This is a genomic window from Acetobacterium carbinolicum (assembly GCF_047456275.1).
Lineage (GTDB): Bacteria > Bacillota > Clostridia > Eubacteriales > Eubacteriaceae > Acetobacterium > Acetobacterium carbinolicum.
Genome location: NZ_CP173357.1, coordinates 748336 through 774955, shown reverse-complemented (window position 1 = coordinate 774955; position 26620 = coordinate 748336). Strand labels below are relative to the sequence as shown.

Annotated in this window: 21 protein-coding genes and 1 riboswitch; of the genes, 5 read left to right on the top strand and 16 right to left on the bottom strand. The window is 44.1% G+C overall.

What is annotated here, in order from left to right; translation table 11 throughout:
• Positions 1 to 3: 3 nt before the first annotated feature.
• On the bottom strand, positions 4 to 741 hold the full coding sequence (locus ACIZ62_RS03690; protein WP_322519562.1) for a flavin reductase: 738 nt from the start codon (positions 739 to 741) through the stop codon (positions 4 to 6).
• 219 nt (positions 742 to 960) lie between these two features.
• Between ACIZ62_RS03690 and ade the strand changes: the two genes are divergently transcribed.
• Entirely contained in the window at positions 961 to 2676 is a 1716-nt protein-coding gene (gene ade / locus ACIZ62_RS03685) for an adenine deaminase (protein WP_414151228.1), read from the top strand.
• Between the two features lie 67 nt (positions 2677 to 2743).
• Here ade and ACIZ62_RS03680 read toward each other — a convergent pair whose 3' ends face one another.
• The 9 genes from ACIZ62_RS03680 to hpf form a co-directional block, all read right to left on the bottom strand.
• Positions 2744 to 3970, bottom strand: a complete 1227-nt coding sequence (locus ACIZ62_RS03680) for an ATP-binding protein (RefSeq protein WP_414151227.1) — start codon at positions 3968 to 3970, stop codon at positions 2744 to 2746.
• A gap of 150 nt (positions 3971 to 4120) precedes the next feature.
• Positions 4121 to 6487 (bottom strand): homocysteine S-methyltransferase family protein, encoded by a 2367-nt coding sequence (locus ACIZ62_RS03675; protein ID WP_414151226.1) that lies wholly within the window; start codon positions 6485 to 6487, stop codon positions 4121 to 4123.
• 118 nt (positions 6488 to 6605) lie between these two features.
• Positions 6606 to 6702, bottom strand: a riboswitch (SAM riboswitch).
• A 62-nt stretch (positions 6703 to 6764) separates the two neighbouring features.
• Positions 6765 to 7541, bottom strand: coding sequence for a UPF0280 family protein (locus tag ACIZ62_RS03670; RefSeq protein ID WP_414151225.1), 777 nt, complete (start codon positions 7539 to 7541; stop codon positions 6765 to 6767).
• On the bottom strand, positions 7496 to 7900 hold the full coding sequence (locus ACIZ62_RS03665; protein ID WP_322519567.1) for an NIL domain-containing protein: 405 nt from the start codon (positions 7898 to 7900) through the stop codon (positions 7496 to 7498). Before ACIZ62_RS03665 ends, ACIZ62_RS03670 begins: the two co-directional genes overlap by 46 nt.
• Positions 7897 to 9063, bottom strand: a complete 1167-nt coding sequence (locus ACIZ62_RS03660) for a homocysteine biosynthesis protein (RefSeq protein WP_111887905.1) — start codon at positions 9061 to 9063, stop codon at positions 7897 to 7899. The genes ACIZ62_RS03665 and ACIZ62_RS03660 overlap by 4 nt, the downstream gene beginning before the upstream one ends.
• Positions 9064 to 9092: 29 nt before the next feature.
• Positions 9093 to 10185, bottom strand: a protein-coding gene (gene prfB / locus ACIZ62_RS03655) for a peptide chain release factor 2 (RefSeq protein ID WP_322519568.1) whose coding sequence is annotated in 2 segments (ribosomal slippage) — positions 9093 to 10109 and positions 10111 to 10185 — 1092 coding nt in all. Because the reading frame shifts where the segments join, the coding sequence is not laid out codon by codon here.
• Positions 10186 to 10211: 26 nt separating this feature from the next.
• Complete coding sequence (secA, locus tag ACIZ62_RS03650; RefSeq protein ID WP_322519569.1) at positions 10212 to 12722, bottom strand: preprotein translocase subunit SecA; 2511 nt, start codon at positions 12720 to 12722, stop codon at positions 10212 to 10214.
• A 142-nt stretch (positions 12723 to 12864) separates the two neighbouring features.
• On the bottom strand, positions 12865 to 14562 hold the full coding sequence (locus ACIZ62_RS03645) for a DUF5317 domain-containing protein (protein ID WP_111887908.1): 1698 nt from the start codon (positions 14560 to 14562) through the stop codon (positions 12865 to 12867).
• A 246-nt stretch (positions 14563 to 14808) separates the two neighbouring features.
• On the bottom strand, positions 14809 to 15342 hold the full coding sequence (gene hpf, locus ACIZ62_RS03640; RefSeq protein ID WP_111887909.1) for a ribosome hibernation-promoting factor, HPF/YfiA family: 534 nt from the start codon (positions 15340 to 15342) through the stop codon (positions 14809 to 14811).
• A 508-nt stretch (positions 15343 to 15850) separates the two neighbouring features.
• Between hpf and cls the strand changes: the two genes are divergently transcribed.
• The 4 genes from cls (at position 15851) to ACIZ62_RS03620 (ending at position 19308) form a co-directional block, all read left to right on the top strand.
• Positions 15851 to 17314: a cardiolipin synthase gene (gene cls, locus ACIZ62_RS03635; protein ID WP_322519571.1), complete on the top strand. Its 1464-nt coding sequence runs from the start codon at positions 15851 to 15853 to the stop codon at positions 17312 to 17314.
• A 127-nt stretch (positions 17315 to 17441) separates the two neighbouring features.
• The gene (locus ACIZ62_RS03630) at positions 17442 to 17774 is read left to right on the top strand and encodes a PadR family transcriptional regulator (RefSeq protein WP_111887911.1); all 333 of its coding nucleotides are present in this window, start codon (positions 17442 to 17444) and stop codon (positions 17772 to 17774) included.
• Complete coding sequence (locus tag ACIZ62_RS03625) at positions 17761 to 18351, top strand: DUF1700 domain-containing protein (protein ID WP_111887912.1); 591 nt, start codon at positions 17761 to 17763, stop codon at positions 18349 to 18351. The genes ACIZ62_RS03630 and ACIZ62_RS03625 overlap by 14 nt, the downstream gene beginning before the upstream one ends.
• Positions 18352 to 19308, top strand: coding sequence for a DUF4097 family beta strand repeat-containing protein (locus ACIZ62_RS03620; RefSeq protein ID WP_111887913.1), 957 nt, complete (start codon positions 18352 to 18354; stop codon positions 19306 to 19308). It begins immediately after the preceding gene.
• A 323-nt stretch (positions 19309 to 19631) separates the two neighbouring features.
• On the opposite strand, the gene hydG is transcribed toward ACIZ62_RS03620, so the two are convergent.
• The 6 genes from hydG to serC all read right to left on the bottom strand — a co-directional run bounded on the left by hydG (position 19632) and on the right by serC (position 26532).
• Positions 19632 to 21050 (bottom strand): [FeFe] hydrogenase H-cluster radical SAM maturase HydG, encoded by a 1419-nt coding sequence (gene hydG, locus ACIZ62_RS03615; protein ID WP_111887914.1) that lies wholly within the window; start codon positions 21048 to 21050, stop codon positions 19632 to 19634.
• 49 nt (positions 21051 to 21099) lie between these two features.
• Positions 21100 to 22140 (bottom strand): [FeFe] hydrogenase H-cluster radical SAM maturase HydE, encoded by a 1041-nt coding sequence (hydE, locus tag ACIZ62_RS03610; RefSeq protein ID WP_111889718.1) that lies wholly within the window; start codon positions 22138 to 22140, stop codon positions 21100 to 21102.
• On the bottom strand, positions 22133 to 22411 hold the full coding sequence (locus tag ACIZ62_RS03605; RefSeq protein ID WP_111887915.1) for a TM1266 family iron-only hydrogenase system putative regulator: 279 nt from the start codon (positions 22409 to 22411) through the stop codon (positions 22133 to 22135). The genes hydE and ACIZ62_RS03605 overlap by 8 nt, the downstream gene beginning before the upstream one ends.
• A 530-nt stretch (positions 22412 to 22941) precedes the next feature.
• Complete coding sequence (locus tag ACIZ62_RS03600; protein ID WP_111887916.1) at positions 22942 to 24183, bottom strand: DUF1015 domain-containing protein; 1242 nt, start codon at positions 24181 to 24183, stop codon at positions 22942 to 22944.
• A 62-nt stretch (positions 24184 to 24245) separates the two neighbouring features.
• Complete coding sequence (locus tag ACIZ62_RS03595) at positions 24246 to 25415, bottom strand: phosphoglycerate dehydrogenase (protein WP_111887917.1); 1170 nt, start codon at positions 25413 to 25415, stop codon at positions 24246 to 24248.
• A 28-nt stretch (positions 25416 to 25443) separates the two neighbouring features.
• Positions 25444 to 26532: a 3-phosphoserine/phosphohydroxythreonine transaminase gene (gene serC, locus ACIZ62_RS03590; RefSeq protein ID WP_111887918.1), complete on the bottom strand. Its 1089-nt coding sequence runs from the start codon at positions 26530 to 26532 to the stop codon at positions 25444 to 25446.
• Positions 26533 to 26620 lie beyond the last annotated feature (88 nt).

Sequence of the window (26620 nt, the reverse complement as noted above, 5' to 3'; positions counted from 1 at the left end):
TTTCTATCGGTTAGCGTGATAATAGGCGTAGGTCATCGGTTCCTCTTTACTGAATCCGTCCCCATCAACAATCTTGCCAATAAACATGTAATGGGTTCCCAGATCGATGGTCTGCTCTACTTCACATTCAATAAAGCACAATGTTTCTAGTAAGCCGGGGCATCCGGTTTTGCCGGTAATATAGCTGAGCGTCTTAAACTTGTCCACGTCTCGACCACTCTGGTAACCAAAGTGTTTAATCAGATCAAAATTATCTTTCCCCAAAATTGAAGCGCCGAATACGCCCGATTCTTTGACATATTCTGCCGTCAAGGTTCCTTTTCCCAAGCACACACTGGCTTTTAAGGGAGTGTTGGTGACCTGGATAAAGGTATTGGAAACCATGCCATTGAGTTTCTCATCTTTAACAGAAGAAACAATATATAGACCATAACTGACATTAAATAATAAGGTTTGGAGGGCATCTCTTTTTTTGTCGGTTAAACCATCCTCGACTTCTTCTACCAGCACAAATTTTTCCGGGCCCACGCCGCAAACCGGGCAGACATCGGGAGGGGTTTCACCCACATGGATATAATTACAAACAGTACAGCGCCATTTTTTTTCTTTAGCAGACTCAACGGCTTCTGACTCTTCGATTAAGACAAACTTATCCGGTCCTACTCCGCAAATCGGACATTTATCCGGTGGAGTATCACCTTCGTGTACATAGTTGCATACTGTGCATCGCCATTTTTTCATTTAGTTCACCACTTTCTTAGAATTACTTTCTGCTTTACAATGATTATAATTTATAAGCAAATTGACGTACCGGGATAATCGATGTACTGGTTTTCATTATAACCTTTTTTTGATGAGATTTATATAATAATCGCATATTTTTGTGAAAAAACGACTCATATCAGGTTATAATAATTTATCATCGCAATTTATTATCGCCAAGCAAAGATCGGATGGAGTATGAAAAAATATCAGGAACAACTTAAAAATAATATTGCCGTGGCTAATGGTTTTGAAAAAGCCGATCTGGTTTTGAAAAATGCCCGAATTCTCAACGTATTTTCCGAGGAAATCTGTTTGCAGGATCTGGCCATTAATCATGATACCATTGTGGGGATCGGTTCTTATGAAGGCGTAAAAGAAGTGGATCTGGACGGAAAATATCTTGTCCCCGGATTCATTGATGCCCATATGCACATTGAATCCAGCATGGTCACGCCCTTTGAGCTAGCCCGGGCGATTGTTCCTAGCGGCACCACGACGATTATTGCCGACCCCCATGAGCTTGTCAATGTCGCCGGTAAAACGGGTCTTGATTATCTTTTAGACGCCACCAAAGCGATCCCCTTAAACGTTTTTTTAATGCTTCCCTCTTCAGTGCCCGCCACACCCTTTGAAACAAACGGTGCCGGACCTTTTGGGGCTGCTGATATGCAACCCTATCTGGATCATCCCCAAATTCTGGGGCTGGGTGAAGTGATGTGTTTCCCCGATGTTCTGGCCGGTAATTCTGAGATTCTTGATAAACTGACCCTGTGCCGACACTTAATTTCAGATGGCCACGCCCCCGGTCTTACAGGAAAACCGCTCCAGGCCTACGCTTGCGCCGGCATCCACAGTGAACACGAATCCACTACCTTTGCCGAGGCCCTGGAAAAACTGCGGGCCAGTTTTTATATTCTGGTCCGGGAAGGTTCCGCAGCCAAAAACCTGCATGCCATCATTAGCGGTTTATTAAAAACGGAGTTACCGATCGATCGGTTCCTCTTCTGTACCGATGACAAACATTTAGAAGACATCCATCGGGACGGACATATCCGTTTTAATATCAAACGGGCCATTGATCTGGGGCTGTGCCCGATCAAGGCGATCAAAATGGCCACTATTAACACCGCCCAGGCTTATGGGCTAAAAAAACTGGGGGCTATTGCTCCCGGTTACCGGGCCGATCTGGTCATCTTATCCGATCTGGGCACCATGAATGTGGAGCAGGTCTATTGGAATGGCCGCCTGGTGGATGACTGCCTCTGGGAACATAGAACCCAGTATGAGATTGATCTCCGGCTCCTTGATTCGGTTCATATCCCGACCCTCACCCCGGAAAAACTGCAGCTCCCCATTGGCGAAAAAGATCATGTCATTGAAATTGTCAAAGATCAGATTGAAACCCGGCATCTGATTGAATCACTGCCGGGGAAAGACGGCTTTTTTACCCCCAACGCAACCTATAATAAGCTTTGCGTCATAGAACGATATGGTCATACTGGCAATGTTGGCGTAGCCCCCATCAAGGGCTTTGGGATAAAGAACGGGGCCATTGCCACCACCGTCGCCCATGACTCCCACAATATTATTGTGGTGGGCGATAATGATCAGGATATCCTGCTGGCAGTCAATCACCTCACCGAAATTGGTGGCGGTTATGTGGTCGCAGCTGGTCACAGCATCATCGGTGCAGTCCCCCTGATCCTGGCTGGCCTGATCAGTCTTGAAACCGGCGAGGTGGTTCAGGAAAAGGTGGCATCACTGATTTCACACGCCCATAAATTAGGGGTTCCCTCCGGGGTTGACCCCTTTATCACCCTTTCCTTTATGGCCCTGCCGGTGATCCCCGCCCTGCGCCTGACCGATCTGGGGCTTTTTGATGTCGATGCGTATCAATTGATATTCGAGTGATTTAGTTTCTCAGTTGAACTATTCACGACCATTTCTAATCCACATCTTAGCTTCATTTACGTCAACCCTAGATCAGCCCAATCGGGATAATCAGATTCTCACTGTCAAAGGCACCGAGTTTTTCGGCCATGCAAAGTACCGCACCAGTTCCGCGCTGAAAGGGCGACTTATTAATGACCGAAAATTTCTGTGTCATTCTTTTTAATGGCGTGGCAGTTTTTTTAATTTCGATCGGATAGAGTTTGCCATCACCTTCCATAATCAGATCGATTTCTTTGGCATCTTTGTCGCGATAATAATATAAAAATGATTCCCGCCCCTCATTTTGAAAACTCTTCTGAATTTCGCTAACGGCATAGTTTTCCAGGAGAGCGCCATTACTCGCACCATTCATAGCCGTTTCGGCACTGCTCCATTTTGTCAGATAACAGACTAATCCGGTATCATAAAAATACAGTTTTGGCGTTTTAACCGTTCGTTTTAAAACATTATTTGAATAAGGGTGCAGATAAAAAATAATCCCCAGGGTTTCTAAGATCCGCAGCCAGTTTTTTGCCGTTATCTGGTCAATGTCACAATCATCAGAAATCCCCTTGTAATTCACCATTTGAGAGGTGCGGGCTGCCACTGCGGTAATAAATCTCAGAAATTTAAGCGAATCGATGGAACCTGATAAATCTCTTACGTCCCTTTCCAGATAGGTATTGATGTAGCTGGAATAAAAAATATTGCGATCCTCATATCGCTTACTGACCAGGGCCGGCATCCCGCCGCGAAATATCCGGTTAAAAATTTGCGGCGTACTGACTGAGCCGATACGCTTCTGCCGTTCATACAAAACCTCAAAATCCAGGGTAAACGCCCCTTCTGGCTGATGATAAATTTCCTGTTGCGAAAGGGTTGAAAGATGAAGCAGCGCCACCCGCCCTGCCAAGGATTCTTGGACCCCACTCATCAGCTTAAAAAGCTGGGAGCCCGTCATCCAAAAATCACCGGCCTTATGATTTTGATCAATACTCATTTTTATATAGGTGAAAAGCTCTGGCGCATACTGAACCTCATCAATGAAAACAGGCGGTTTGTGAAGTTGAAAGAACATCGCCGGATCTGACTTGGCCAATGATCTTTCATTAAGATCATCCAATGAGACATAATGTCTGCTTCGACCTTCAATCCTTATGAGTTCTTGCAGCATGGTTGTTTTTCCAACCTGACGGGGACCGGTAATCAAAATGGCCGGATATTGCTGATTTAATGAGAGAAACACATGCTCCATATTTCTTTTAATATACATTGCTACATTACTCCTTTCGGCTAAAATATATCACACCCCTATTTTAGCCGAAACGCTGGCAATAATCAAGCATGCAAGCAAACTCTTATTATGTATTGATATGGTCTTTAAAAACGGCTGAACCAAAATGATGGTTCAGCCGTTTTTATTTCATTCAAATACTATTTTGGCAATGCTGGCGCCTTCCCGGGCATCTTTGCCATAATAATCGGCACCGATGGTCTTGGCATATTCGGGGTTTAAGACCGCCCCGCCCACCATAATCGTGGTGGCCGGGCAGCTGGCCTTGATTTCTTTGATGATTTTTTCCATATTTTTAACGGTTGTTGTCATCAGGGCACTAAGACCCACCAGTTTAATGTCTTCAGCTTGAATGGCCTGGATAATGGTTTCGGCCTTGACATCCTTGCCAATATCGAGAATCGCGTAGCCGTAGTTCTCTAAGATAACCTTGAGAATATTTTTTCCGATATCATGAACATCGCCCTCAACAGTGGCTAACACAATCTTTCCTTTGACCACCTGAGCCTGACCGTCCCTGGCCATGGTTTCTTTGATGACTTCAAAGGCCTTTTGAGCCGTCTCCGCCGCAAAAATCAGATGGGGCAGGAAGCATTCTCCGGTTTCGAAAGCATCCCCCACCGCATCAAGGGCGGGAACGATTTCGTTGTTGACAATATCCAGCGGTTCTCGGGTTTTTAGCAGAATGGCGGTGGCTTCTGCCGCCTGATCGGTAAGTCCCTGTTCAATGATCTCTTTTAAGCCCAGGGCGGCTCGCTCCGTTTCAGATTTGGCTTCGCCAAAGCTGCTGTCTTTATAAGCGTTGGCATAAGCGATGCATTGACCATCCAACCCCCAGAGCGCCCGAAATGCTTTAATGGTGTCCATCATTTCTTTATTACTGGGGTTCATTATCGGGGTGGTCAGTCCCGCTTCCAGCGCCATGGCTAAAAAAGTCCGATTTAAAAGTTCGCGGTTAGGCAGCCCGAAGGAAATATTAGAAACCCCCAGCACCGTTGGCACCCCCAGCTCAGCCCGCAGTTTTTCCAGGGTTTTGATGGTTTCCCGGACTTCCTTCTGTTGCGCCGAAGCGGTTAACACCAGGGCATCAATAAGAATATTTTTTTTACTGATGCCGTAAGATTCGGCCGTTTTGATGATCTTCTTGGCAATGGCAAAACGATCGGCTGCCAGACTGGGAATACCGGTTTCATCCATGGTCAGTCCCAGAACAAGGGCACCATATTTCTTAGCAATTGGGAAAATCTTATCCATCGATGATTTTTTGCCATTCACCGAATTAATAATCGCTTTGCCGGGATAGCTTCGCAGTACCGCTTCAATGACTTCCGGATTGGAGGAATCAATCTGCAGCGGACAATCCACGAGTCGGCTGATCGTATCGACTGCCTCCTGCATCATTGTTAACTCATCAATATCCGGTAAACCTAAATTAATATCCAAAATACCCGCCCCGTCTTTTTTTTGATCAACGGCCAATTGGGTTACGACTGCGAGTTCACCCTGACGCAGGGACGCCTTAAGCACCGGGCTCGTGGTGGGATTAATGCATTCGCCAATAATATCGATATCCTCGCCTAAGATAATGGTCTTCGTGCTTGAGGATACGGCGGTAAAACTTTTTTGCGTTACCGCATAAAGGGGAAGATCTTTCGTGGCCTGCTTCATTTTTTTGATATAGTCTGGCGTTGTGCCACAGCAGCCCCCCAGAATTACGGCGCCCATTTCCGCAATTTGGGTCATATAATCGGTAAACTGGTCGATGGTGATGTCATAGACGGTTTTGCCGTCTTTCATGTGCGGCAACCCGGCGTTGGGTTCCACCATAATTGGTACCGAGGCATAATAAACCAGATCTTTAATAATCGGCAACATCGCATCTGGTCCAGTCGAACAATTAATGCCAATGACGTCGGCGCCAAGTCCTTCCAGGATGGCAACTACTGTTAAGGCATCGCTACCGGTTAAGGTTCGGCTATTTTCCTCATAGGTCATCGATACAATTACCGGCAGATCCGACACTTCTTTAGCGGCTATCAGGGCCGCCCGGGCCTCGCAGATATCGGTCATGGTCTCAATGACAATCAGGTCCGCACCGGCCTTATCACCGGCCGCAACCACCTCTTTGAAATAGTCTACAGCCTGGTCAAAAGACATTTCGCCCAAAGCCCCGATCAGGGTTCCCAGAGGACCCACATCCAGGGCGGTAAAATCCGGATTCAGGGATTTGGCATTTTTTACCCCAACCGTAACCAGTTGCTCCACCGAGTAGCCGCTCCCCTTAAGTTTATAACCGTTAACCCCAAAGGTATTGGAAAGAATAATATTGGCACCAGCATCAATGTATAATTGGTGAATTTCTTTAATTAGTTCAGGATGGGTCAGGTTCAGGGCTTCTGGCACCGAACCGATTACATCTAACTGGTTCTGAAGCAAACTTCCCATGGCACCATCGAGATAAAGCCGTTTCTTTTTGAGTATTTCTTTTATATTCAACGATCTGTCCTCCTTTTTAAGAATCTTACTAACTTACTTACCCATTAAACCCCAATATCCTCTCGATTTTAAAACAAAGAAAACCTCGTCGGTGACGAGGTTAATGTTCTGCATTAAAATCCCATCATGGCAAAATAAACTGCCGGTATTGGCACCGTGCTTTCGCTGGTTGCCGGGTTTCATAGGGCCTGTCCCTCCACCTCTCTGGATAGGTAAACTATTGAGTTACTTTTTTTAGAATAATACCCTTAATTCTTTTCTTTGTCAAGCACTAAATTCAGCACAACTCAATCTCTCCCCAGGCACCCAGTTGATCTTCAATGACAATAAGAACGCCTGCAATTTCGGGAATACCTTTGACCCAGGCGATTCCATGTGCAACATCAGCTGGTTTTTTAATGCGGTTGCACAGCGCCGTCGCCACAGCATCAGCCAGGGGAATGTCGGAACTGATGATGGTAACCGCATCAGCCTTCCCAAAACTCAAGGAATGACCCATGATCCCGGATGAAGTGCAAATCCCCAGCGGGTTTTCGCGGGGTTTTATTTTTATACCCAAATCCGCAAAGTGAAGATTTCCGGTATGAAGGGCAATTCGCCGTTCTTTTTTTGTCTGAATAAACAGATCTCCACCGTTTTCCACCACAATCTCGGTTGAATAGGATTTTAGCATCCTGCCGATATACTTTGAGACAGCACCGGCCACGGCTGCCATCGGTCCTACCCCGGCTCTTTTCCCGGCTGTTAACATATCCGAAACAATCGGGCTTGCACAGGGATTTAATGTCAGCGGTGTCAGTGACGGTATAAAATCCGGTTCGTCATTATTGTAGCTAGCAATGTTTTGGCGCAGCCTGTGAAGCTCAGTTTTTACGGCTTCGGTTAGTTGAGGGGTCACACTGCCGTGATCTACCCCAATAAAAAGATCGGATTCAAATTCGAGGACCTGGAAATAATCCAGATCCTCGGCTTTCATCACATTTCGATAGGTTCGCGGTTCAAACATCCTCAGATCAGGGCGTGTATGGCCCGCATTGGACAGGCTTTTACGCATAGCAGACATTCCAGACACTTGTCATCGTGATGGACTAGCGACCAGTCCTCGGTCATTTCAAGTGCTCCGACCGCACAGACCGCGGTGCAAGCGCCACAGGCAACACATTTGTCCGGATCAACCTCGACCACTGACTCGATGTCTCTGACACCAATCTGGTGTTCTCTTAAATAGATAATCCCAGCTTCTATATCCGCCTCTTTGCCTTTTATTTCGAGTAGCAAGGTTCCTTTGATATTATCGTCAATAAAGGCTTTCAGGATATTAAAATCGAGATTATAGGTTTTAATCAGCTCCATCGCCATCGGCTGACCGGCAGACTTTTGTGGGAAGGACAAGAGTATTTTTTTTGTCATCATCGGGATTCTCCTTCCTTGATCAAAAGCCCCTTAATAGTATTTTCCATGGGAAAGCTCAAAATCGGTTCCTGAAGGAAAAACTCACCTTTTTTAATCCAGTTGCCCAGTTCTGCGGCGATTTCTCTGGCCATTTTCAGACTGGAAAGCGGTGAAGTCTTGATGATCTTACCATTAATATCCACTGATCCGCTCCTCAGCTCAGCATAGCTTACTTTTTTTAGATTCGGTTTCGCTTTTTTGGGGACACTATAGTCAATCACATTGGTATAAAGGTCTTTATTTTCCACCGCAACATAGGACATCATTTCCTCATTGAGAATCGGAATCGGGATGCCTACGCCGACAAACATCGAGGTGCCATAGCCTTCATAAACCGCACCCCGAATATATTTGGGATTCATTTCTTTCATGTTCCCAATTAAGGCCAGGGTCGCACCGGGAGTTTGGGGATAGCCCTTTTCGTCTCGCGGACAAGCAGTGTTAAATTGAGTCCCCATCCAGGATACATGGCCCTGAGCGCCGCCAAAAAAGATCCGGGTTCCCATACCGATGGTCTTAAGCAGGGGATCATTGAGGAGGGGACTTAATTCCCCCGCAGTGCTATAGGTGATGTTTCCCATATTCGGTTGTAAAATACCCATATAGGTATAAATCCTCCGGCTGGAGCCATTAATCGCGGCATTATAATTCTGATAAACATTTCTGGGATTAAACAGATAGGCTTCATTCAAATCTTCCAGTTTCACCCAGGTATCCAGTTCTTTTCTGGGATAACAATCTGTTCCTTGAGACTTTGCCACCAGGTGAACTTCTTTTCCGGCGATCAGGTCATGAATCACATGAGCACCACCATATTCAATGCCTTTATCCCGGGACGGTTGGGTTGCCCCCAGATAGGTATCCACTGCGGCCAAACCGCCGTATGCTTCAACCCCATTAATTTCTATCTCACCCATCCGAATAGGCGGATCCGAGTGACCAAAATTAAGAAAAGCCCCAGATGAGCACATCGGACCGAAGGTGGCAGTTGTGACCACATCCACATAATCGGCCGCTTCTTTGATGCCCCGTTCTTTGACAATTTCAATGACTTCTTCTGCCGTGACAACCACAGCCTCGCCACTGGCGATTTTTTTATTTATTTCCTGATAGCTCTTTGCCATTTTCCCCTCCAACAATTCTTCTAAACTTGTTATATCATCGTGTTCAGATAAGCGTTCATAAAGCCGTCCAAATCGCCGTCCATAACGCTACCGACATTGCCTACTTCGACATTGGTGCGATGATCTTTGACCATATTGTAAGGATGGAACACATAAGAACGAATTTGACTGCCCCAGGCAATCTGACTGTAGTCTCCCTTGATGTCATCGATGTGATCCATCTTTTCCTGTTCCATGATTTCTACCAGCTTACCTTTTAGCATGTTCATGGCGACCTCTTTATTCTGATGCTGAGACCGTTCATTTTGACACTGAACCACAATTCCGGTTTTCAAATGCGTTATCCGAATGGCGGAATCCGTGGTGTTAACGTGCTGCCCGCCGGCGCCACTGGAGCGGAAGGTGTCAATCCGGATATCTTCCGGCAATATTTCAATTTCCACCGATTCATCCACCTCAGGCATCACATCCAGCGATGCAAAGGAAGTATGGCGGCGGCCGGATGAATCAAAGGGTGAGATTCGTACCAGTCGATGCACGCCCCGTTCGGTTTTTAGATAGCCATAGGCATTAATTCCTTCAATCAGTAGGGTAACGCTTTTAATCCCAGCGACATCACCAGGTTGAAGATCCAGGGTTTTAACCTTGAATTTTTTCTTCTCTGCCCATCTTGTATACATTCGCAAGAGCATTTCGGCCCAATCTTGAGACTCGGTTCCACCAGCCCCGGGATGTAGCGAAATGATTGCATTGTTACTGTCAAATTCACCGGAAAGCAGGGTCTCAGTCCGAAAATTGTCGAGATTCTCGTCAAGTTCCCGGATCGATGCACTAAACCCTTCCAGCAACTCCCCATCTTCTGCCAGCTCCAGCATGACCATAATATCATCCAGCGTTTCAGCCAGCTCATTATAATGATCGACCTTTAATTTAATCAGCTTCTGCTCTTTTAAAACAATTTGCGCACTTTTTTGATCATTCCAGAATTCGGGATTCTCAGTTTTCTTCTCTAACGCTTCCAATTCTTTAACAAGCCGTGGCAAGTCAAAGTGAATTCCCCATTTCCTTAAGTTTTATCGCCATTGCATTGATGATTTGTTTTTCTTCATACAAATCCATCATCACGATCACACCCCTTCTATTTATTTTTATGCACCACAGCATTTCTTGTATTTTTTTCCACTGCCACAGGGACAGGGATCATTTCGGCCAACCTTATTTCCCGCACTGGCCGGTCCTGTTGGTTTTCCCTCGATTTCATTTTCATTGGTTTTCAGTTGACTAAAATCCACCGCTTTGGTCGGGGTCTCTTCTGGTGTCGCTACCTGGATATTTAGATTAAACAGGTATTTTACCGTATCTTCCTGAATTCGCATGATCATGTCATCAAACATGTCAAAACCCTCTTTGGTGTATTCCTTAACGGGGTCGTTCTGTCCATAGGCGCGCAGTCCGATTCCCTGTTTTAGCTGTTCCATATTGTCGATGTGTTCCATCCAGGCACCATCGACGCTTCTTAACAGAATCATCCGTTCAATGTTCTGAAGCTGTTCTTCGCCCAGTTGTTCTCTTTTATCAGATAAAACCTGATGACAACTTGCCAGGATGGATTCCACCAAAACTTCCTGACTGTCGGGTTTTTCCGGAAGATTGACCAGTTCTTTTGGCAATACATTGGCTTCTAGATGTTTATGAAGCCCTTCCAGATCCCACTCATCATAATATTGGCCATCGCCAGTATACATGCCGACATAAGCGTTAATCAACGTTTCTGTCATACTCCAGATTTCATTTTCCATGTCTTTTCCGTCAATTACCTGTTGTCGCTGTTCATAAATCAGCTCACGCTGGCGGTTCATAACATTATCATATTGAAGCACGTGCTTACGAATATCAAAGTTACGACCTTCCACCCGTTTCTGGGAGTTTTCAATCCCTCTGGTAAGCATTTTATTTTCAATCGGGGTTTCTTCATCAAGACCAATCGATTCAACCAGGCCCTGGATTTTTTCCGAGCCAAAGACCCGCATCAGATCATCTTCCAGTGAGACAAAAAATTGCGATGAACCGGGATCGCCCTGACGACCTGCCCGACCACGGAGCTGATTATCGATCCGGCGACTCTCATGACGCTCGGTACCGAGAATATGAAGGCCACCCAATTCGATGACACCTTCGCCCAGAACAATATCAGTCCCACGACCAGCCATGTTGGTGGAAATGGTCACCGCATCTTTTTGACCGGCGTTAGCGACAATTTCAGCTTCTTTTTCTAAGAATTTGGCATTTAAGACATTATGCTTAACCCCGGAACGTTTGAGATAGGTGCTGAGCAGCTCTGACTTTTCAATCGAAATCGTCCCGATCAGAATCGGCTGACCAGTGGCATGGCGGCGTTTTACCTCTTCGGTCACGGCCAGATACTTCCCTTGCTCACTTTTATAAATTAAGTCATTAAGATCTTCTCGAATCAGCGGCTTATTGGTCGGAATGGTTAAAACATTAAGATTGTAGATAGTCTGGAACTCATCTTCTTCCGTTTTGGCAGTCCCGGTCATCCCCGAAAGCTTATTAAACATTCTAAAATAGTTCTGAAAGGTAACGGTTGCCAGGGTTTTGGATTCCCGGTTAACCTTGACATTTTCCTTGGCTTCAATCGCCTGGTGCAAACCATTCGAATAGCGGCGTCCCGGCATTAACCGTCCGGTGAACTCATCGACAATGATGATTTCGCCATCCTTCACCACATAATCCCGATCTTTAAACATCAGGGTATTGGCATGAAGAGCCTGGTTGATATGGTGGGAAATTTCCATATTTTCCATATCCGCCAGATTCGTCAGGTTAAAGTATTTTTCTGCTTTGATGACACCTTCATCTGAGAGCATCACTGATTTAGCTTTTTCATCCTTGATATAGTCATCAGCCTTCAGGTTTTTGGCAAAGCTATTAGCTAACGCATAAAGCTTGGTGCTTTTATCCCCACTACCAGAAATAATCAGTGGTGTTCTGGCTTCATCCACCAACACGCTATCCACTTCATCGATAATCGCATAATTAAGTTCCCGTTGGACCTGCTGAGCCTTGACTGAGGCCATATTATCTCTTAAGTAATCAAATCCAAATTCGTTGTTGGTTCCATAGGTTATATCACAAGCGTAGGCGTGCTGCTTTTCCGCAAATGATAAGCCATGAACAACCAGACCCACTTCAAGTCCTAGAAACTCATGAATTTGACCCATCCACTCACTGTCACGCTTAGCCAGATAATCGTTGACGGTGACAATATAAACACCTCGACCACCCAGAGCGTTCAGGTAAGCGGGCAGCGTTGACACCAGGGTTTTACCTTCCCCAGTTTTCATCTCAGCGATATTGCCTTCGTGAAGGGCCATCCCCCCCAGCAGTTGAACTGGAAAATGTTTCATACCCAATACTCGGGCACCGGTTTCACGAACGGTGGCAAAAGCATCCACCAATAAATCATCAAGCGTCTCACCCTGAGCCAGTCGTTCTTTAAGTATTGATGTTTGACCTTTTAACTGCTCGTCACTCATCGCCGCGAAACGGCTGTCCAGCTCCAGAATCTGATCCACCTTTTTTTGCATGCGCTTTAGTTCTTTTTTATTGCTATCAAATATTTGATCTAAAATTCCCAATCCATTCACTCCTTTGTCACTTTACTTACTATAATTATACACTAAATTTTATTATAGCATACTCTCTTTAATGAAACTTTATATAATTTAAAAGGAACTGTATTTTTTATACAGTTCCTTTTGTTTTATTTATGATCATCGCTTATTTTTTCTTTCGCCAGAAGGCCACATCTTTGCCGTCAAGCTTTAGTTCAACCAGTTCATAGCCCGCTCGTTTTCGTTCATCGACGGTTTGCTGAAAATCTTTTCGTTCATCATCATCCATGTCGGCCAGCATTTTTTCCTTGTCTTCATCGGTGCTTTCATAGACCCGTCCGACCACCGGCTCGGTAACTTCTTCAATCTCCTTCAAGGGAATACCGACCTCATCTCTGGGTGTTCCGTTGATCAATATTTCGGCTTCCTTGCTGGTTTCTTTCATCAGTTGTTTGCGTCGTGCGACTTTTCGTTTTTCATCTTCCAGATTCAGTCGCTGCCAGACGTTTAGCATTTCATCTTCAGAAAATTCCAGATCTTCCTCGTCTTTTCCTCTTACGCCACTATCATAGGTACTGTTTTCACTGCGCAAAACAAAGGGTTGGTCAAGATCGGTCAGTTTAAAACTCTCAACAATTCTCAAGTCCGATTCCGGTACCGGATGCGGTTCACCATCGGGATCACTCAGCGATTTTGCTACCTTATTGAGCTCAATTTCGCGCATTTGCAGAATCAGTCGTTCTTTTTCAACGGCCAGTTTTTCTTCGTAATATTTTTTTGTGAAGAATCCCGCATCATCACTATTAAGAATTTCTTCCATATCAGCGGCTTCAAGTTCTTTATCACCCTTGACATAGGTTCCAACTTCCTGGATATTGCTGATAATCTTGGTGCTGCCGTCATCCACCGGTTCCATAACCCGGGTTTCCTGGACATCACTATTACTGATAACAATTTCTTCGGTTTCGGTTCCAATTCCTGAATCCACCCCATCCAAATCGGCTGGAATCAGTCTGGTTTGCTCATCGCCGTTTATTTCTGCCGTTTGGCCGGAATTAAAACCTTCTGTTGGTATAACCGTGGTGGCATGTTCATCCCGATCCCCACGAATACCGCCGGTTGCGGCCATATCCCGGTAGTAATAATCGTCCTCATCTTGCACATCTTCCGGTTCATCATAACCTTCCTGAAAATGGTCTTGAGTGGATACCCGATCGATTCCGTTGTCTTCGTCATCGCCAAAAATGCCCTCATCTTCACCATGATCATTTCGTTCATCGTGCATGATTGAGGCTTTTTTGTTCATCACATACTGAATAAATCCAATTAATCCGATGACCGTTACAATTGTACCAACCGTAATTCCGGCTACTGAGCCATAAAGACTCATCACCAGTGGCACATAGGGTATTGGAAAAGGCAGGTTGATACCCAAAAACCATAACAGGGTATTGGGCTGAATCAATGAGTATATGGGACTCAGTCCCTGGGTGATCTGTTCCCCAAAAGCAGCCGGTAGAATATCAATAACGCCTTGCGAAACAGGCATGTGTCCGCCATTAATAAAAATCACCACAAAATTGGCGGTAATCCCCACTGCCATTAAAATTACCCAGAAGTCATCCAGATTAAATACCAGCATAACCAGGATTAGAATATAACTGGCAAAATTGACAATCTCAAGATAGGGTTCAACCAGTGCGATACCTCCGGTGTAGATGTAAAGATGCAAGGCAATTTGCAACACCAACCCTAAAATTCCAACTGGCAACAAGGAAATTTTTCTGACTTTGAAACCATGGAGGCTTCCCCGTCGAATTTTTCCAATTAAAAAACCTAACATAATCGCAATTAGTATTAACATATTAGTTTTAACCCCACTATTTATTTATAATCATTTCTTAGGTATTCTTATCTATATAAATGCTTAGATAATAATGCATATAGATCTATTTTAAAACAAAAGAAAAGTTCTGTCAAAACTTTATGCCTAAATAATGTATAAATTTGAAAATAAATTGAATTTATAAAATAACATCATCAAAAGCACCCCTTAAAACAATTTTTCAAGGGGTGCTTATCACTATTTTCTCTTTTTCTTAAGTAATTTTTAGAAAGTTGGCTCGATCAAACCATAATTCCCATCTTTTCTCATATAGACAACATTGACATCATCGGTATCGCCATTAAGGAATACAAAGAAATCATGTCCCAGTAACTCCATCTGCAAGGTCGCTTCATCGACATTCATCGGTTTAACAGCAAATTTTTTGGTGCGGACAACTTTGGGTTGAAACACACCTTCGTCATCATTGTCCTCGATTCCTTCCAGATTAAATTTAGCGGTTTCATCCTGGTTCCGTTTTTGCAACTTTGTTTTATGTTTTCTGAGTTGACCCTCAAGTTTACTAACAACATCTTCAATGGATGTCACCATATCCTCAGATCTTTCTTCAGCTCTTAAAATTGTTTTTCCCACCGGAATGGTTACTTCCAGCATCTGGTAGTTCTTTTCTTTGCTGAATGTAGCATACACTTCTGTTTCCTGACCAAAGTAGCGATCAAATTTCCCCAGCTTCTTTTTTAATGTTTCTTTTAAACCTTCTGATACATGCATATTTTTCCCGTAAATTGTGAATCTCATAACGACAACTCCTTTCAAAAGGTCAACCTTACTCGTTTACACTTAATATAAAGTGTTTTTAAGTATATTTCTATTATACCCAATCGAATCCCCTTTAGTCAAAATCATTTGTGTCAATTTCTTGTCACAAAATATCATCTAAACAGAATGTAAAAAGGCTGTCTCAGTTGACCTGGTTTTTCCCCCCACACTCGCCAGCTGGAAGTTTAGCTCAGTGTTCGCATCACAACTCCTTCTCTCGGTCTACCCGGCTGGACTTACTTCTAAGACGCACTATGATCAACAACTCTCTATTGAGTTATCTTACGTGGATCGCTTGGCCTGCATCTGGCATCGACTTTCAACCACAAACCTGAGACAACGTCTATTATAAGATTGCGTTCCCAAAAATGTCAAGCGAAATTCGATACCATCGATATCAAGTGAATTTCGTCACCTTCTGCTGCAAGACTATTCCATTCATTACCTTTTATGTTATAATAGATGAAATAAACTTTCGGAGGTTTTTATGTTTTTGGGTATTGCCGCAATCTTAGCAACAATTATTTTTATCATCAATATAACGCTGACATTCACTATTATTTTTTTGGAACGAAAAAACCCTCAAAGCACTTATGCCTGGTTATTATTTCTATGGATGGTACCCATTTGGGGCTTTTTATTTTATATTCTCTTCTCGCAGAACTTAACCAAACGTAAAATTTTTAAGTATAACACCCCTGAGAATATTCAGTACCATCATTTGTTAAGACTGCAGCAACGGTCACTTTCCCGGATTATTGCGATCGATCCCGATAGTCCCATTGAAAAATACCGTCATTCCATTGAATTTCATTTAAATGTCAGTGAATCTATTTACACCAGTAATAACACGGTGGAAATTTTTACCGATGGAAATCAGAAATTTGATGCTCTTTTTCATGCCATGGAAGCCGCACAATCATCGATTCATCTGGAATATTATATTATTAAAAACGATACCCTGAGCGCTAAATTATTTGATATTCTGACGAGAAAAGCGCTTGAAGGCGTCGAAGTCCGGCTGCTTTTTGATGCCATGGGCGGTCGTTATTTACCCCGCACGGTGCTTGATGGCTTTGAGGCCGCCGGGGGGAAAATCGGTATTTTTTTTCCATCCCGCTTTAAGATGCTAAATCTCCGGGTTAACTATCGCAACCACCGCAAAATTGTGATCATCGACGGTGTCACCGGCTTTGTCGGTGGGTTTAACATCGGCAACGAATATCTGGGCCTGGAGAAAAAAATGGGCTATTGGCGGGATACTCATTTGAAGCTTGTCGGTTCAGCCGCCTACGAGCTGCAGCATCGCTTTCTGCTCGATTGGCGCGCCAGTTCCAGTGAAGAGTTCCTCGCTGATGATCAAAAACTTAACCAATATTTCCCCACCATCCCCCAAAAATCCGGAGCTGGCATCCAAATTGTTTCGAGTGGTCCGGATAACATCAACCAGCAAATCAAACAGGGATTCCTACGGATGATTAATAACGCTGAGGATTATATTCTGATTCAATCGCCCTATTTTGTACCGGATGAAAGTATTCTGGAGGCTTTAAAAATTGCCTTGTTGTCCGGTATTGATGTCCGGATTATGATACCTAATAAGCCGGATCATATTTTTATTTACTGGGTCACCCTGGCCTATGTCGGCGAACTGATTGAATATGGGGCCAAGATTTTTATTTATGAAAATGGCTTTCTTCACGCCAAAACCATTGTGGTCGATGATGCGCTCTGTTCAGTGGGCTCCTGTAACTTTGATATCCGCAGCTTTCGGCTTAATTTTGAAACCAACGCCTTTATTTATGACCGTAAGGTTGCGATAAAACTTAAAAATATCTTTGTTGAAGATATTAAAAAATGCACCTATTATAACAAAGAACTCTACCGGAACCGCAGCCGACGAGTCAAGGTTAAAGAATCGATTTCGCGACTGTTTTCGCCTTTACTGTAGAGTCAACTACTATTTTCCGTTTTTCATCCCACCAGCCGTTTTTTAAAACAGCTGGTTTTTTTTGCCAAAAACGATTGACAAAAATATACTATGCATTGTATAGTATTATGTGAAAGGGGGTATCTACTTGGATATTCAATTAAAACGGGGGTTACTGGAAATTTGTGTACTGACGGTACTCAATCGGGGCGATTCTTATGGCTATCAAATCATCAAAGATGTGAATCCCTATATCGAAATCTCCGAATCCACCCTTTATCCCATCCTGAAACGACTTGAAACAAACCAGTGCCTGCTGGTTCACGCTGTTGAACATAATGGCCGACTTCGAAAATACTACAAAATAACCGCAACCGGTCGTCATCGAATTATTGAATTTATTGACAACTGGAAAGAGGTCATGAGTGTATATAATTTTATTAATGAAGAAATGAGGAACCATAGCGATGAACAAATCTGAATTTTTATTAAGTTTGACCGATAAGCTTGACCCATTACCCCAACATGAGATCGAAAAAACCCGGGGTTTTTATGCCGAAATGATTGATGACCGGATTGAAGATGGCATGAGTGAAACGGAGGCCGTCGCCGCCATTGGTGATATTGATACCATTATCCAGGATACTCTGCTGGAACAACCCTTACCGGCTCTGATGAAGGCCAAGATCCAGCCAAAATCCAGCTTAAAGATTTGGGAAATTGTCCTGATTGTCCTGGGCTTCCCGGTTTGGTTTCCCTTGCTGGCTGCTTTCTTTGTTGTCATTCTTTCTGTTTATCTCTCGGTTTGGGCGGTTATTATATCCCTTTATGCAACAGTTGCTGCCTTTGTGCTCGGTGGCCTGGCCGGGATTTTTAGCATCTTTTTTGCCCCGTCTTTTGTTTATGGACTGTTTGTCCTTGGTTTATCCCTTGCCTGCCTGGGCATCGGCGTTCTATCCTTTTTCGGTGTCACAAAACTATCCCACTGGTTGATCTTGCTTACCCGAAAATTTCTACGCTTTGTTAAATCATTATTTATTAAAAAGGAGGTCCTGTAAATGGAACCAATCAAAAAAATAATCATGCTGACTGCCGGTGGTTTAATTATCCTCGGATTTATTATTGCCATGGCCGCTTTTGCCCTGGGCGGATTTAACTGGAGGACCTTAAACGCCAGTCTTCCAGACGAGAAAAAAAGCTACACCTATGATCTGGCCGGTGTTTCAAATCTAAGTCTTAGTGAATTGGACACTGACGTAAAGATTGTGGGAATCGATGGCGATCAGATAAAAATTGAATGCTATGAGAACGAAAAGGATTCCTATACCATAAAGCTGTTGGAAAACGGTAATCTGAGCATCGATCGTTCCCTGTTTAAACATTGGTACGAACAGATCGGTTTTTTAAATTTCAACCTGCAAAATAAAAAAAGAGAGCTGACCGTGGCCATTCCCAAAAAGTTCAGCGGTGAACTTGAAGTTTCCACCGTCAGTGGCAATCTGATCGTGTCCGACCTTGATCATTTAAAGGATGTTAATACCAGCACTTCTGCCGGACAGATCGATCTGAAAAACCTTAGTATCGCCCAACAACTTGCAGCTTCCACCATCAGTGGTAATCTTGATCTCAGTCAGGTCAGTGCCGGCGGCAACCTGGAACTGGGAACCGCCAGCGGAACGATCCAGGTAAGTCAGGGAAAAACGGACGGATCTCTGTCTGCTTCCTCCCTAAGTGGTGCCATGAAATTTGACGAAACCACCATTGCCGGACCGACCACCATTGAAAACAGTAGTGGCAATATCCAGTTTAATAAGCTATCCGGTCATGATTTTTACTTCTCCAACTTAAGCGGCAATATTCGCGGCAGTCTTCTTGGCGATCCTGCCACCTATACCATCACCGCCGACAGCCTCAGCGGCAAGCAGAATCTCCCCAACTTTGGAAACGGGAAAAATAGTCTGGAGGTCTCAACCGCCAGCGGCAATATAGATATTGAGTTCCTGCCAGTTAATTAAACTATTTCCATTTCGCAACCACAAGTGACCCGGGCAAAGAAATTATTTTGCCCGGGTCTTTTTTACCTTTTTGTCGTTTTGCCGGGTGCACCCTAAAAAAGACGACCCGAGTTCCGAAGAACCCGAATCGTCTTTATGCTCTGTTTCTCAACCATCCTGCTCAATCATTTAAGTCGAATTCATCAAGTTGATCGTGACCGCTTTTTTTGACAATGTGACTGATTTCTTCTTGGGTCAATGACCGGCACGAAATATCGACCTCGCGGTTTATTAAGCTCTTTAAGAAAAAAGAGTTTTCGGAGCTTTCACAGGCACCGCCAATACTAGAATCTGAAATCCCGTTTGCCGGAGCTCAGCTCAGTTAGATGATCCGTTGCAATGCCACGGACCTTGTCACTGGGAATCGAAGCCAGTTCCCGGGCAATGGTTTTTTCACCATTATATTTGGTCGCCGGGGCGGCATAGTCTTCTAAATATTCTTTGAGGGTTATAATCGCGTTAGGCTGACAGCAATTGGCAATCTGACCGGATTTAACCAGTTGCATAAAGCGGTCGCCGGTGCGGCCTTCCCGATAACAGGCGGTGCAGAAGCTGGGAATATGTCCCATTTCTAACAGCCAGTTGACAATATCATCGAGTTTTCTGGTATCATTAAGCTCAAATTGGGCTGAGTTTTGATCTTCCGGTTCCGGCGTATCGTAACCGCCGACACTGGTGCTGGAACCACCGCTGATCTGCGAAATCCCCAGCTTTAACACCCGTTCCCGGGAAGCCTGGGACTCCCTAGTCGAAATGATCATACCAGTGTAGGGGACGGCAATGCGCAGCACCGTAACAATTTTTTCAAAGATGTCATCGGAAATCGCATTGGAAAAATCATCAGTGTCAATATCATCCGCCGGGCAGATCCGGGGGACCGAGATGGTGTGGGGACCAACCCCCATCGCGGCTTCTAAATGCTCGGCATGCATAAGCATTCCGACAAAATCATAGCGGTATTTATTCAGACCAAAAAGGACCCCAATCCCGACATCATCAATGCCGCCTTCCATGGCACGATCCATCGCTTCTGTGTGCCAGGCGTAATCACTCTTGGGGCCGGTGGGATGGAGCATTTCATAATTCTCCTTATGATAGGTTTCCTGGAACAAAATATAAGTTCCGATTCCAGCTTCCTTCAACTGGCGGTAGTCCTCCACCGTGGTCGCCGCAATGTTTACATTAACCCGGCGGATGTCGCCATTTTTATGTTTGATGCTGTAAATCGTCTTGATGCTTTCTAAAATGTATTCCAGGGGATTATTCTTTGGATCTTCACCAGCTTCCAGTGCCAGCCGTTTATGACCCATATCCTGAAGAGCAATGACCTCTTTGGCAATTTCTTCCTGGGTCAATTTCTTGCGGCTGATGTTTTTATTTTTAAAATGATAAGGACAGTAGACACAGCCATTGACACAATAGTTCGAGAGGTAAAGCGGGGCAAACATAACAATACGATTACCATAAAACTTTTTTTTGATATCCATCGCCAATTTTACCAAACGATCATTTTGTTCTTTTAGCTCGCAGGCCAGTAAAACTGCCGCCTCGCGATGGTTGAGTCCCTGATAAGTCCCTGCACGCTCAATGATTTCATTGAGCAGGGCGACATTTGTTTTGTTTTCTTCTGCATAGGCCAGCGTTTCTAAAATCTCCTGGTCATCAATAAATTCAACCGCTTTTTTCGACATGACATTATACATTGTTACGCTCCTAAAGTTTTATTTTTTTAATTCATTTATTCGACTGCATTTAATCTTTTGGATAATCGCCCCGGTGGGTTAAAATTTCGTAGCCAATTCCTTTCATCCGGTTACTTAAACAGACCCGGCATTCGGCGGCCTCATCCCCCGTGCAGATTTTATTATCATACAGGCTGTAATCCTTTCGGACTGACACGGGAGACAGGTTGGGCATGACCACATTGGCCCCAGCCAGAATGCCCGCTTCCCGACCATTGGGATCAATCGTTCCCAGTGCGGTCGTGGCTGGAATCAGCGCTTTAGGCAGCATCAGCCGCAGGATTGAGATAAGCAATAAGGTTTCTTCCAGCGTACCGGCTTTAGCGTCCTTATACGGGGTGTGCTGATGGGGAATAAACGGTCCGATCCCAATCATCTGGGGATTTAATTCTTTTGTGAAAAGTAGATCCGCAACCAGATTTTCAACCGTCTGATGGGGCGATCCCACCATAAAGCCCGTGCCTACCTGAAAGCCGATTTCTTTGAGATGGGTAAGACATTCTTTTCTGTTTTCCAGCCGCAGTTCCCGGGGATGAAGCTTTCTATAGTGCTCCGCACTAGCCGTCTCGTGCCGCAGTAAATAACGGTTGGCTCCGGCGGTAAAGAATGCTTCATAAACAGCTCGCGGCCGCTCACCGAGTGACAGGGTAATGGCACAATCGTCGTAGTCACTTCTGATTTTACCAATCAGTTTAATCATCATTTCATCGGAAAAATCCGGATCTTCCCCACCCTGTAGTACAAAGGTACGAAAGCCTAAGTCATATCCGATTGCACAGCAGTCAAGAATTTCCTGTTCGCTTAACCGATACCGATGAGCCTGTTCGTTACCGCAACGGATGCCGCAGTAGTAGCAATCATTTTTGCAATAATTACTGAATTCAATCAGCCCCCGGACATAGACCCCATTGCCAAAGATTTCTCCGGCCACTCTTTTGGCCCGGTTTGAAAGATCCGCTCGTAACTCGGGGGTGTTATTTTCAAGCAGCCATTTAAACTCATCTTTTTCTAAAAACTGCTCTTTTTCCAGTTTAGCCGGTAATTTATTCATGATTTTCATTAGCTTTTTCACCCTTTGGCAATTTTGAATAAACGGTTTTAATGCTCACCCCCTCAATCATACCCAGCTTCCCGGACAGGGAACTGATGATATTCGTCGGTGCATCAACAACCACGCTGATCACCGAAATGCCGCGCTGTTGATAAGGAATTCCCATTCGTCCGACAATATGCTCACGATAATCGTGAAGCACCTGATTGAGCTTTTCCACTGCTTCTTTTTTTTCAACTACAATTGCAATCAGTCCGATTCTTTTTTCCATCTTAAACTCCTTCACTCACCTTCTTTTTAACCAGCTACCCTTAAACTACCAAAAAATCACCTCAATTTCGCTCCCTCTTCGGTCGCGGGCAGTCGCCAACTGCAAGCGAGCTTGCGATTGGCTCGTTGCCTTAACGCGAAAATCCCTGTACCGGGATGGCACAGGGAAAAATACGCAAATAACCAAACCATTTAGAAAAAATGATATGGATGAATGACACATGATTCTCTCGCCTTTCCATTAGGGACGAACCCGGATGGCATCAGTACGATAGCTTTGTTTTTATTAATGCTTGTCAATGCTTGTCCAGTTTGCTGTCAGAATCTGAGGATTCGTCATCTTTTAGCTCACTGTTGTTGAAAAGGATATCATATAATTCAACATGCTTCAATAATTATCAGAGGGAAATTCTTGTCTTTTTTCCGGCTCCGATACAGTCTTACCCAAAAATTAAGGACCACACGCGATGTGATCAGAGTTTTCGGTGTATCTCCGAAACCCAGATCACATCGGTATGATCCTTTTTATTATTACAGATTATGAATGAACAATCCGCTTCTTAATTTTGGTTCAAACCAGGTAGATTTTGGCGGCATCACCATATCTGCGTCAGCAATGTTCATCAGCTCTTCGATGGCGGTCGGGTACATCGAAAAAGCGAGTACCATATCTTCACTAACACGGCGTTCCAGTTCGTTTAAACCCCGGATGCCACCGACAAAGTCGATTCGTTTATCGGTACGAATATCCCCGATTCCCAAAATTGGTATCAGGATATTGTTTTGCAGAATCGCCACATCCAGTGAATTAACCGGATCGGCGGGATCGTAAACCCCTTCTTTGACGGTTAGCAGATACCATTTTTTATCCACAAATAAACCAAAGCTGCCTTTTTGAGGCGGTGTTACCGGTTCGGCATCCTTAGGCGTTACATCAAATTTTTCCGACAGTACGTTTAAAAACTCCTCAACGCTGAGTCCGTTGAGATCCTTAACCACGCGATTGTAATCCATGATATAGAGCTGCTCATCGGGAAATAATACCGACAGGAAATAGTTAAACTCCTCTTCGCCGGTATACTCCGGATTTGCTTCCCGGCGCATCAGACCAACCTTAACCGCCGACGCCGAGCGGTGGTGTCCATCAGCGATATAGAGACTGTCAACATGACCGAATTTTTCAATTAAACCATTAATCACGGCCTCGTCGTCAACAATCCAGGCCCGATGGGTAATCCCATCTTCTGCAACAAAATCATAAACCGGTTCATTCGCTTTCCGCCAGCTGTCTACCATCTCATTGATGGCGTCCTGGGCCCGGTAGGTCAGAAAAATTGGCCCGGTATTGGCATTACAGGCATCAACATGCTTAATCCGATCTTCTTCTTTATCAGCCCGGGTCAGCTCATGTTTTTTAATCGTGTTATCAAGATACTCATCAATCGCCGTACAAACAACCAACCCGACCTGGCTTCGCCCGTCCATGATCAGTTCGTAAATATATAAGCAGTCTTTGGTATCCTGGGTTAGGGCATTCCGATGAAACAGTTTTTCCAGATTTTTTCTGGCGGTTTCATAAACAAAAGGATCATTGATTTTAATTCTTTCGTCTAAGGTCGTTTCCGGCCGGTCAACCCGTAAAAAAGAATCCAGTTTCCCCCGGGCAGCTATTGCCGCTTCTTCCCGGTTATAGACATCATAGGGCAGGGCAGCCACATCCTGAGCTTTTTCAGGAAAGGGGCGAACCGCTTTAAAGGGTTTTATTGTTGCCATTTTTTTCTCCTATTTTTAAATAAAGAAGTGGCTTCTGCTAAACGAAGACCACTTCTTTTTTTTTATTTTAGAATCCGTACTCGGGTAACGCCTTCAATCGCTTTTAAAGCGGTCTTCACGTCCTCACCAACATTGCTGTCAACATCAATCATGGTATATGCCCATGAACCTCTGTGTTTGTTGGTCATAACTGAAATATTAATGTCATAATCCGCAAGCACCTTGGTAATCTGGCCCAACATATTTTTTACGTTGGCATGGTTCACAGTCAATCGATTTACTGCTTCACATACACCCATATTACAATCCGGATAGTTGACAGAATTGATGATATTGCCGTTTTCCAGATACTCTTTTAACGAATAAATTGCCATTTCCGCACAGTTTTCTTCACTTTCCGGAGTTGATGCACCTAAGTGCGGAATGTTGATAACATTTTTCATTTTCAACAAGCGTTCATTGGGGAAGTCCGTCACATAGGTTTCAATGGTACCATCTTCAATGGCATTTTCCAGAGCATCGTAATTAACCAGTCCACCCCGGGCAAAGTTTAGTAATCGCAGTCCTTTTTTGGTCTCTTTTAACAAGTCGGCATTAACATAATCTTTTGTTTCATCCATAAAAGGAATATGAAGTGAAATGTAATCACAATTTTTAAAGATTTCTTCTTTGCTGACAGCACGTCTGACTTTTCGACTTAATCCCCAGGCATTATCAATCGAAATAAAGGGGTCAAAGCCGTAAACCTTCATCCCGAAATCAATCGCCATATTGGCAACCAGCACTCCAATGGCACCTAAACCGATCACACCCATTTTTTTGCCATATAGTTCTGGACCGCCAAAAGCACCCTTGCCTTTTTCAACCAGAGCGGGGACTTCCTCGCCCTTATCCGTCAAAGTGCCTGACCATGCTATCCCATCAACGACCTTACGTGAAGCGATCAGCATCCCGGCAATCACCAATTCTTTTACCGCATTGGCATTGGCACCAGGTGAGTTACAAACCACGATGCCCTGTTCTGAACACTTATCGAGAGGAATGTTATTAACTCCGGCTCCAGCCCGGCCCACAAACTTTACTGACTCCGGGATATCCATGTCATGCATTTTATAGCTTCGCAGTAAAACCGCATCCGGATTCTCCGGCTGATCTAAAACTGTATAATTCTCACTTAATAATTTTAGCCCTTTTTTAGAAATATTATTCAGTGTCTGTACTTTATAATTCACAATCAAATTTCCTTTCTTAGCAAAACGCCTAGGCGTTTTCTTTTTCAAACTTCTGCATGAAATCTATCAGGGTATCAATCCCCGCCATTGGCATGGCATTGTAAATGCTTGCTCGCATCCCGCCAACACTACGATGACCCTTCAGGTTTTCCATTCCGGCTTTCTTGCTTTCTTTAACAAACAGGGCATCTAACTCGTCAGAACCGGTAATAAAAGGCACATTCATTAGTGAACGGTCTTCAGCCACAACAGTCCCTTTATAAAGCTTGCTGTTATCAATAAAATCGTAAAGCTTTTGAGCTTTTTCTTTATTCGCGGCTTCCATGCCAGCAACACCACCGTTTGCTTTTACCCATTCATAAACAAGTTTGCAAATATAAATGCTGTAGCATGGTGGAGTATTGTAACAAGAATCATTGTCAACATGGGTCTTATAATCGAGCATTGTGGGCGTAAAATCTTTGGCATGACCCAATAAGTCATTGCGGATAATCACCGCTGTGACACCAGCCGGTCCCATGTTCTTCTGAGCACCAGCATAAATTAAGCCAAATTTTTTAACGTCATAAACTTCAGATAAGATATTTGAAGACATATCTGCTACTAAAGGTACATTTCCCGTATCAGGAATATTTTCTGGTTTAAATCGCGTTCCGTAAATGGTGTTATTCGCGCAAATATGGAAGAAATCAGCATCCGGTGTAAAATCCTTGGGATCCACCTTAGGGATGTAGGAAAAGGTTTTATCCTGGGATGATGCAATAACCTTTGCTTCTCCATAACGGGCTGATTCTTGACAAGCCTTTTTTGCCCAACTGCCAGTCAGCATAAAGTCGGCTTTATTGGTTTTTGAAAACAGATTGAGTGGGATCATGGCGAACTGAGTTGATGCGCCACCTTGTAAAAACAGAATCTCATAATTGTCAGGTACATTCATCAGTTCTCGATAAAGACTTTTTGCGGCTTGAAGAATATCATCAAAATAAGATGATCGATGACTCATCTCCATCACGGACATACCGGCATCTCCATAGGATACCATTTCAGACCCAGCTTTTTCCAGGACTTCGAGTGGTAAACAAGATGGTCCAGCTGAAAAATTATAAACTCTTTTCACGTTTAATTTCCTCCTTAAATAGTGTTTTGGTGTGAATTGTAATTCTCTGAAAAAATTACTTCTTGCTATTATATGTTAAATTATTGTC

Coding starts and splice junctions, on each gene's coding strand:
- ACIZ62_RS03690 (WP_322519562.1), bottom strand. CDS start 741: ATGAAAAAATGGCGATGCACAGTATGCAACTATGTACACGAAGGTGAT.
- ade (WP_414151228.1), top strand. CDS start 961: ATGAAAAAATATCAGGAACAACTTAAAAATAATATTGCCGTGGCTAAT.
- ACIZ62_RS03680 (WP_414151227.1), bottom strand. CDS start 3,970: ATGTATATTAAAAGAAATATGGAGCATGTGTTTCTCTCATTAAATCAG.
- ACIZ62_RS03670 (WP_414151225.1), bottom strand. CDS start 7,541: ATGCGTAAAAGCCTGTCCAATGCGGGCCATACACGCCCTGATCTGAGG.
- ACIZ62_RS03665 (WP_322519567.1), bottom strand. CDS start 7,900: ATGATGACAAAAAAAATACTCTTGTCCTTCCCACAAAAGTCTGCCGGT.
- ACIZ62_RS03660 (WP_111887905.1), bottom strand. CDS start 9,063: ATGGCAAAGAGCTATCAGGAAATAAATAAAAAAATCGCCAGTGGCGAG.
- ACIZ62_RS03645 (WP_111887908.1), bottom strand. CDS start 14,562: ATGTTAATACTAATTGCGATTATGTTAGGTTTTTTAATTGGAAAAATT.
- hpf (WP_111887909.1), bottom strand. CDS start 15,342: ATGAGATTCACAATTTACGGGAAAAATATGCATGTATCAGAAGGTTTA.
- cls (WP_322519571.1), top strand. CDS start 15,851: ATGTTTTTGGGTATTGCCGCAATCTTAGCAACAATTATTTTTATCATC.
- ACIZ62_RS03625 (WP_111887912.1), top strand. CDS start 17,761: ATGAACAAATCTGAATTTTTATTAAGTTTGACCGATAAGCTTGACCCA.
- ACIZ62_RS03620 (WP_111887913.1), top strand. CDS start 18,352: ATGGAACCAATCAAAAAAATAATCATGCTGACTGCCGGTGGTTTAATT.
- hydG (WP_111887914.1), bottom strand. CDS start 21,050: ATGTATAATGTCATGTCGAAAAAAGCGGTTGAATTTATTGATGACCAG.
- hydE (WP_111889718.1), bottom strand. CDS start 22,140: ATGAATAAATTACCGGCTAAACTGGAAAAAGAGCAGTTTTTAGAAAAA.
- ACIZ62_RS03605 (WP_111887915.1), bottom strand. CDS start 22,411: ATGGAAAAAAGAATCGGACTGATTGCAATTGTAGTTGAAAAAAAAGAA.
- ACIZ62_RS03600 (WP_111887916.1), bottom strand. CDS start 24,183: ATGGCAACAATAAAACCCTTTAAAGCGGTTCGCCCCTTTCCTGAAAAA.